This is a genomic window from Mycobacterium sp. TH-M25, assembly GCF_057473665.1.
This window is the reverse complement of sequence record NZ_JBYCLA010000183.1, coordinates 1-5,656: the sequence shown is the minus strand read 5'-3', so window position 1 is coordinate 5,656 and position 5,656 is coordinate 1. Positions and strand designations below refer to the sequence as shown.

At 67.3% G+C, this 5,656-nt stretch carries 5 protein-coding genes and 1 pseudogene; 5 read left to right on the top strand and 1 reads right to left on the bottom strand.

Translation table 11 applies throughout. The features are described 5' to 3' along the window. From AC2VOU_RS06175 to AC2VOU_RS06165, 3 genes and pseudogenes are all read left to right on the top strand, one after another. Nucleotides 1-347 (top strand): annotated as a pseudogene (locus AC2VOU_RS06175) (phosphoglucosamine mutase); the annotation flags it as partial. A 94-nt stretch (nucleotides 348-441) separates the two neighbouring features. After that, nucleotides 442-744: a type VII secretion target gene (locus AC2VOU_RS06170; protein WP_486956577.1), complete on the top strand. Its 303-nt coding sequence runs from the start codon at nucleotides 442-444 to the stop codon at nucleotides 742-744. Between the two features lie 110 nt (nucleotides 745-854). Beyond that, nucleotides 855-2,150 (top strand): hypothetical protein, encoded by a 1,296-nt coding sequence (locus AC2VOU_RS06165; RefSeq protein ID WP_486956576.1) that lies wholly within the window; start codon nucleotides 855-857, stop codon nucleotides 2,148-2,150. 6 nt (nucleotides 2,151-2,156) lie between these two features. Here AC2VOU_RS06165 and AC2VOU_RS06160 read toward each other — a convergent pair whose 3' ends face one another. Next, complete coding sequence (locus AC2VOU_RS06160; protein ID WP_486956575.1) at nucleotides 2,157-2,999, bottom strand: dienelactone hydrolase family protein; 843 nt, start codon at nucleotides 2,997-2,999, stop codon at nucleotides 2,157-2,159. A gap of 206 nt (nucleotides 3,000-3,205) precedes the next feature. Here AC2VOU_RS06160 and AC2VOU_RS06155 point away from each other — a divergent pair, with 206 nt between their 5' ends. Continuing rightward, complete coding sequence (locus AC2VOU_RS06155; protein WP_486956574.1) at nucleotides 3,206-3,553, top strand: Mtp family mycobacterial-type pilin; 348 nt, start codon at nucleotides 3,206-3,208, stop codon at nucleotides 3,551-3,553. Between the two features lie 117 nt (nucleotides 3,554-3,670). Next, entirely contained in the window at nucleotides 3,671-5,539 is a 1,869-nt protein-coding gene (gene glmS / locus AC2VOU_RS06150; protein ID WP_486956573.1) for a glutamine--fructose-6-phosphate transaminase (isomerizing), read from the top strand. The last annotated feature ends 117 nt before the right edge of the window (nucleotides 5,540-5,656 follow it).

Below are 5,656 nucleotides of genomic sequence, written 5' to 3'. Positions count from 1 at the left end.
TGCTGCCCGCCTTGTCGACCACCGGCGATGGCATCCTGACCGGCCTGCGGCTGATGTCGCGGATGGCGCAGACCGGCACGTCGCTGGCCGGGCTGGCCTCGGCGATGCATACCCTGCCGCAGGTCCTGATCAACGTGGACGTCGCCGACAAAGCCGCGGCTGCCGCCGCGCCGTCAGTGCAGTCCGCCGTGCAGCAGGTCGAGGACGAACTCGGCGATACCGGCCGAATCCTGTTGCGGCCCTCGGGAACCGAACAGATGATCCGGGTGATGGTGGAAGCCGACAACGAGCACGTCGCGCACCGGCTGGCCGCCCACGTCGCCGACACGGTGCGAGGCACCCGCTAGCTTCCGAATCTGCTCGGCTCCTCCTCGGGACGCTTGCGGCCCGCATCGTCGCCCTCGGTGGAACCGTCTGACGTCTCGTTGCGTCGAATCTGTTATGGGACAACGAGAAGCATTCGTCGACGCTGCAGCTGTGCATGCCGTCGCGAACCGATTTGACGACGCGGCACATCTCATCGACGGCGCGGTGCGCGCCCATTTGGCCCGACTGGCTTTCGACGGGACCACCGCAGGGCGGGCCTACATCGGCCAAGGCGACGCGCTGGGGTTCGCGCTGCATCGGCTCAGCGGCGAAGTTGCGCAGTGGGCGCGGGCCGGCATGGAAGTTGCCGCGACGCTGCGGGCCGGCGCCGATCGATACGCCGACGCCGACCAGTTCGCCGCCGCGCGGATCGGCTGATGGCGGCGTGTCTTCGACGATGCAGAGCGCAGCGATGAGGTGGGGGCACGCCCCCTCGCCGCGGTGCGGCTGGGGGTACCCTCACCCGCTTGCGGGGGAGAGCGGCAAAGGTGGCTGATAAATACGACCTGGCGGCCCGGGCGGCCGAGGGCAACGCCGCCATGGATCACCTTCAGACCTATGTGCAGGCTTGTCAGACGCTCGGTTATCAGCAGCCCGACCTCACCGCGCACGCGTCGCAGGTGGCCGATTGGTACGACACCGAAGCGGGGCTTGACCTGCGGGTGCTCCAGAGTGACGTCGCCGAGCTTCGGTCCGCGGTCACCGTGATCGACGAGGCGCTGTGGGTGCAGCGCACACAGGTCAGCGACCTCGCGGCGGCGTGGCGAGGTTCTGGTGCCGGGTCGGCCGCGCGGTTCCTGCAACGGCACTGCGATGCCGCGGAGGAGGTGGCGGCACATGTTCGGGACGCTGCGGCGCAGTGCGACGCACTTCTTGAGGCCGTCTGGCGGGCGGTCGACGGCAAGGTCGCCACCACCGTCGCGATCGACGAACGCAGCGCGGTGCAGCGCCCGGACTGGCTGGCGGCCGGGCAGGCGGTGATTGCCGGTGATCGATCGAGGGCCGAAGTCATCGTTCATCGGCAGGTCATGCCGTTTGTGGACAACGATATTCGCAATGACTGGCTCGCGGCCATGAGCGCAGCCAACGCATCCGTAGCGGCGGCCTACGATACGGCCATCCACGCGTTGGCCTCGACGCGCGACGTGCGGTTCGACATCCCGGGTGATCTGGGCCCGCTTCGGCAGCCGGCGGACGGTCCGGTCGTGCCGCCGGTGACATCACCGCCCAGCAGCCCACCGCCGACCATGCCCGCTGCGGCGTTGCCGGTTCCCGAATCGCCGCAGCAACTTCCGCCGGACGATGCCGAAGCTGTGCCGCCGGATCCGCCGACCCCGCCTGGCGAGGCGGCCGGGTTACCCTCAGGCGCAGGTGGTCTCGGCGGCGTGGCCGGTGGAATCGGCGGCGTGATCGGCAGCATCGTGGACAGCATCGGCGGGTTGCTCGGTTCGCTGGCCGGCGGGTTGGGCGGCAGCGCCGACAACGACCCGATCGATGACGATGACGATGACGATGACGATGACGACCCGGCCCGCGATGACTCCGACAACCGTGACGCGGTCGCGGATGAACCCGAACCGGGCACCCGCGACGAGGACGTCATACCTGACGCATCTGCGGTCGAAAGTCCTTCGCCGGCAACCGAGGCCGTCGCGGAGCCGGCTGCGCAACCTGGCGACACGCCCCCCGATGCGCCGCCCCCCGAGGATCAGCCGCCACCGACGGCTGACGGATCGACACCGTGCGAGATCGCCGAGGATCAACTGCCGCAGGCCGGGCAGTGAGCCGGGTCAGCCCTTGATCAACGCGACGAACTTCTCTTCGGGCGTCAGGGCGGCGGTTTCGTCGCCGACGGGCAGCGTCTTGGGTAGCTGCACGTCTGGGTCGGCGAAGTCGCGGTAGGCGTTGTCGCCGTTGAGCGTGTAGAGCAGGTAGCCGGTGAGTAGCGCGCGAATTGCCTTCTGCGTTCTGCGATCCGAACCGCCCAGCCCGAACGCCGCCGTCAGCCTTCGCCCCTCGGCCAACCCGTCGGCCTTGGCCTTGTTGACGATTCGCAGCGTCGCGCTGTCCCAGGACTGCCAGAGCTCGACCGCATTGGAGCGCAGCGCCTTTGCCGAACCCGGCGCGCTGAACACCACACCGGGCACCCGCAGTGTCGAGGCCGGCTGCTCGGCCGACGGTGTGGTCACAGCCGGAAATATCGCGGCCACCGCGTGTGGCTTGGCCTGCATCCCGGCGGCGGCGAACACGGCGGCGGAGGCTCCGAAGCCGTGGCCGACGATGCCGACCTTGTCGGGATCAACGCTGATCTTGCCTGGGCCCAATCGCACTCCGCTGGCAATGTCCAGCGCGGTCCCAAGATCGAAGGCGAGGTTCAGCACCGAGGGCGCCAGCCCGCGTTCGGTGTCGGGGGCCACCGCGACGATGCCCCACGACGCCAGGTGATCGAGCAAACCGGCGTACCGCGCGACGCGGGTCAGCCAGTCGTGGCCGAGCGCCACTGCGGGTAGGTGCAGACCCGCCTCGGGGGTGTAGACGACGCCGGGTAAGCCGGCGAAGGCCAAATCGCCGCGCAAGACTTTGTGCGGGCCGGGTCGGCTCAGGGGGCCGATCAGCTTGCTGGTCTTTGCCACTCGATGACGGTAGCGCACGTCAGTCGGCTCCAGCAGGTCGTCGCTGGGCGCGCCGACTCACCACGGGCAGCTGTTTCACGTCGACGCCAACGACGATTGCCCGCGGTGTTGGAACGTGTTCACTTCCAAGCTTAGTCACAGCAACTCATAAGAAATTAAGTGAGCTAACACTGTAGCTAGGGCCGTTCGGGTGGTATGAATAACCAGTGAAAAACATCGGTCAAATCGCTGCTGCAGCCGCAATCGCCTCGGGTCTGGGACTCGCTGGCGTCGGCGCCGCGAGCGTCGCTGAGGCCATGCCCATGGCCCCGGTTCCCGACTATCACTGGTGTCCCGGGCAGTCCTGGGATCCAGGCTGGGGTAACAACTGGGATCAAAACCGCTGTCACGACGACAACTACTTCGACGGGGATCCCCACGACCAAGATCACTGGCACGGTCAGGGCGGTTGGCACGACGACGGTGGCCCTAACAACGGTGGCCCGAACAACGGCGGCGGCCCGGGTTGGAACAACAACCAAGGTGGGAACGGTTGGAACAACCAGGGCCGGTAAGCCGGTCAACAGTTTTCCATCCTGACACAGGTCAGATGCGTGCAGCCGTCTCATTCGGGCGGCTGCGCTGCTGTCTAAGGGGTTTGTGACCGCTGGCATCCACTATCCTGGCGGGCTATGTGCGGAATCGTCGGCTACGTCGGGCACCAACCCGCCCTAGACGTGGTCGTCGACGCGTTACGCCGGATGGAATACCGCGGCTACGACTCGGCCGGTATCGCGCTGGTCGACGGGGCCGGTGAGCTGACCGTTCGGCGCCGGGCCGGTCGGCTGGCCAACCTGGAAAGCGCGCTGGCCGAGACCGACCCGGAGTCGCTGCACGGTTCCACCGGCGTGGGGCACACCCGCTGGGCGACGCACGGCCGTCCCACTGATCGCAATGCTCATCCGCACCGCGACGCCGCAGGCAAGGTTGCCGTCGTCCACAACGGGATCATCGAAAACTACGCCCCGCTGCGTCGGGAACTCGAAAACGCCGGTGTCGAGTTCGCTAGCGACACCGATACCGAGGTGGCCGTGCACCTCGTCGCCAGGAATTATCAGCACGGCGCAACCGCGGGCGATTTCACCGCGTCGGTGCTGGCCGTGCTGCGCCGCCTCGAGGGCCACTTCACCTTGGTGTTCGCCTGCGCCGACGAACCGGGCACGATCGTTGCCGCGCGCCGCTCGACACCGTTGGTCGTCGGTATCGGCAAGGGGGAGATGTTCGTCGGCTCCGACGTCGCCGCGTTCATCGGCCACACCCGCGAGGCCGTCGAGCTCGGCCAGGACCAGGCCGTCGCGATCACCGCCGACAGCTATCGGATCACCGACTTCGACGGCAACGATTTGACCGGCACGGCTCGGACGTTCCATATCGACTGGGACGTCGAGGCCGCCGAAAAAGGCGGCTATGAGTACTTCATGCTCAAGGAGATCGCCGAGCAGCCCACCGCGGTGGCCGACACGCTGCTCGGTCACTTCGTCGACGGACGCATCGTGCTCGACGAGCAACGTCTGAGCGATCAGGAACTCCGCGAGATCGACAAGGTCTTCATCGTCGCCTGCGGCACCGCCTACCACTCGGGGCTGCTCGCCAAATACGCGATCGAGCACTGGACGCGGCTGCCGGTGGAGGTCGAGTTGGCCAGCGAATTCCGTTACCGCGACCCGGTGTTGGACCGCAGCACGCTGGTCATCGCGATCTCCCAGTCGGGGGAGACCGCCGACACCTTGGAAGCTGTCCGGCACGCCAAGGAGCAGAAGGCCAAGGTGTTGGCGGTCTGCAACACCAACGGCTCGCAGATTCCGCGCGAATGCGACGCGGTGCTCTACACCCGCGCCGGCCCCGAGATCGGGGTCGCGTCGACCAAGACGTTCCTGGCGCAGGTCGCCGCCAACTATTTGGTCGGGCTCGCGCTGGCGCAGGCGCGCGGCACCAAGTACCCCGATGAGGTCGAGCGCGAATACCGGGACTTGGAAGCGATGCCGGACCTGGTTGCCCGCGTGATCGCAGACATCCAACCCGTTGCCGCACTGGCTCATCGGTTCGCCCAGGCGTCGACGATCCTGTTCCTCGGCCGCCACGTCGGCTACCCGGTGGCGCTCGAAGGCGCGCTGAAGCTCAAGGAGCTGGCCTACATGCACGCCGAGGGCTTTGCCGCCGGCGAGCTCAAGCACGGTCCGATCGCGCTGATCGAAGACGACCTGCCGGTGATTGTGGTGATGCCCTCGCCGAAAAGCTCGGCCGTGCTGCACGGCAAGCTGCTGTCCAACATCCGCGAGATCCAGACCCGTGGCGCCATCACCATCGTGATCGCCGAGGAGGGCGACGACACGGTTCGCCCTTACGCAGACTATTTGTTCGAGATCCCCGCGGTGTCAACGCTTTTGCAGCCGCTGCTATCGACCATTCCGATGCAGGTGTTCGCGGCCTCGGTGGCGCAGGCCCGCGGCTACGACGTCGACAAGCCGCGCAACCTGGCCAAGTCGGTCACCGTCGAGTGACGATGCGCTGCGGGCGCGTAGCCTGTCTTTCTCCACACCGAGCGGCGTGATTTGCAAGAAGGATTTATGGAAGGCGTCGTGGCAGGTTGTGTGTTCCGGGGATCTGCCGGGGGACCC

What these genes read in the sequence shown, in the direction of transcription:
- glmS (WP_486956573.1), top strand. Translation starts at nt 3,671, where the DNA reads ATGTGCGGAATCGTCGGCTACGTCGGGCACCAACCCGCCCTAGACGTG.
- AC2VOU_RS06170 (WP_486956577.1), top strand. Translation starts at nt 442, where the DNA reads ATGGGACAACGAGAAGCATTCGTCGACGCTGCAGCTGTGCATGCCGTC.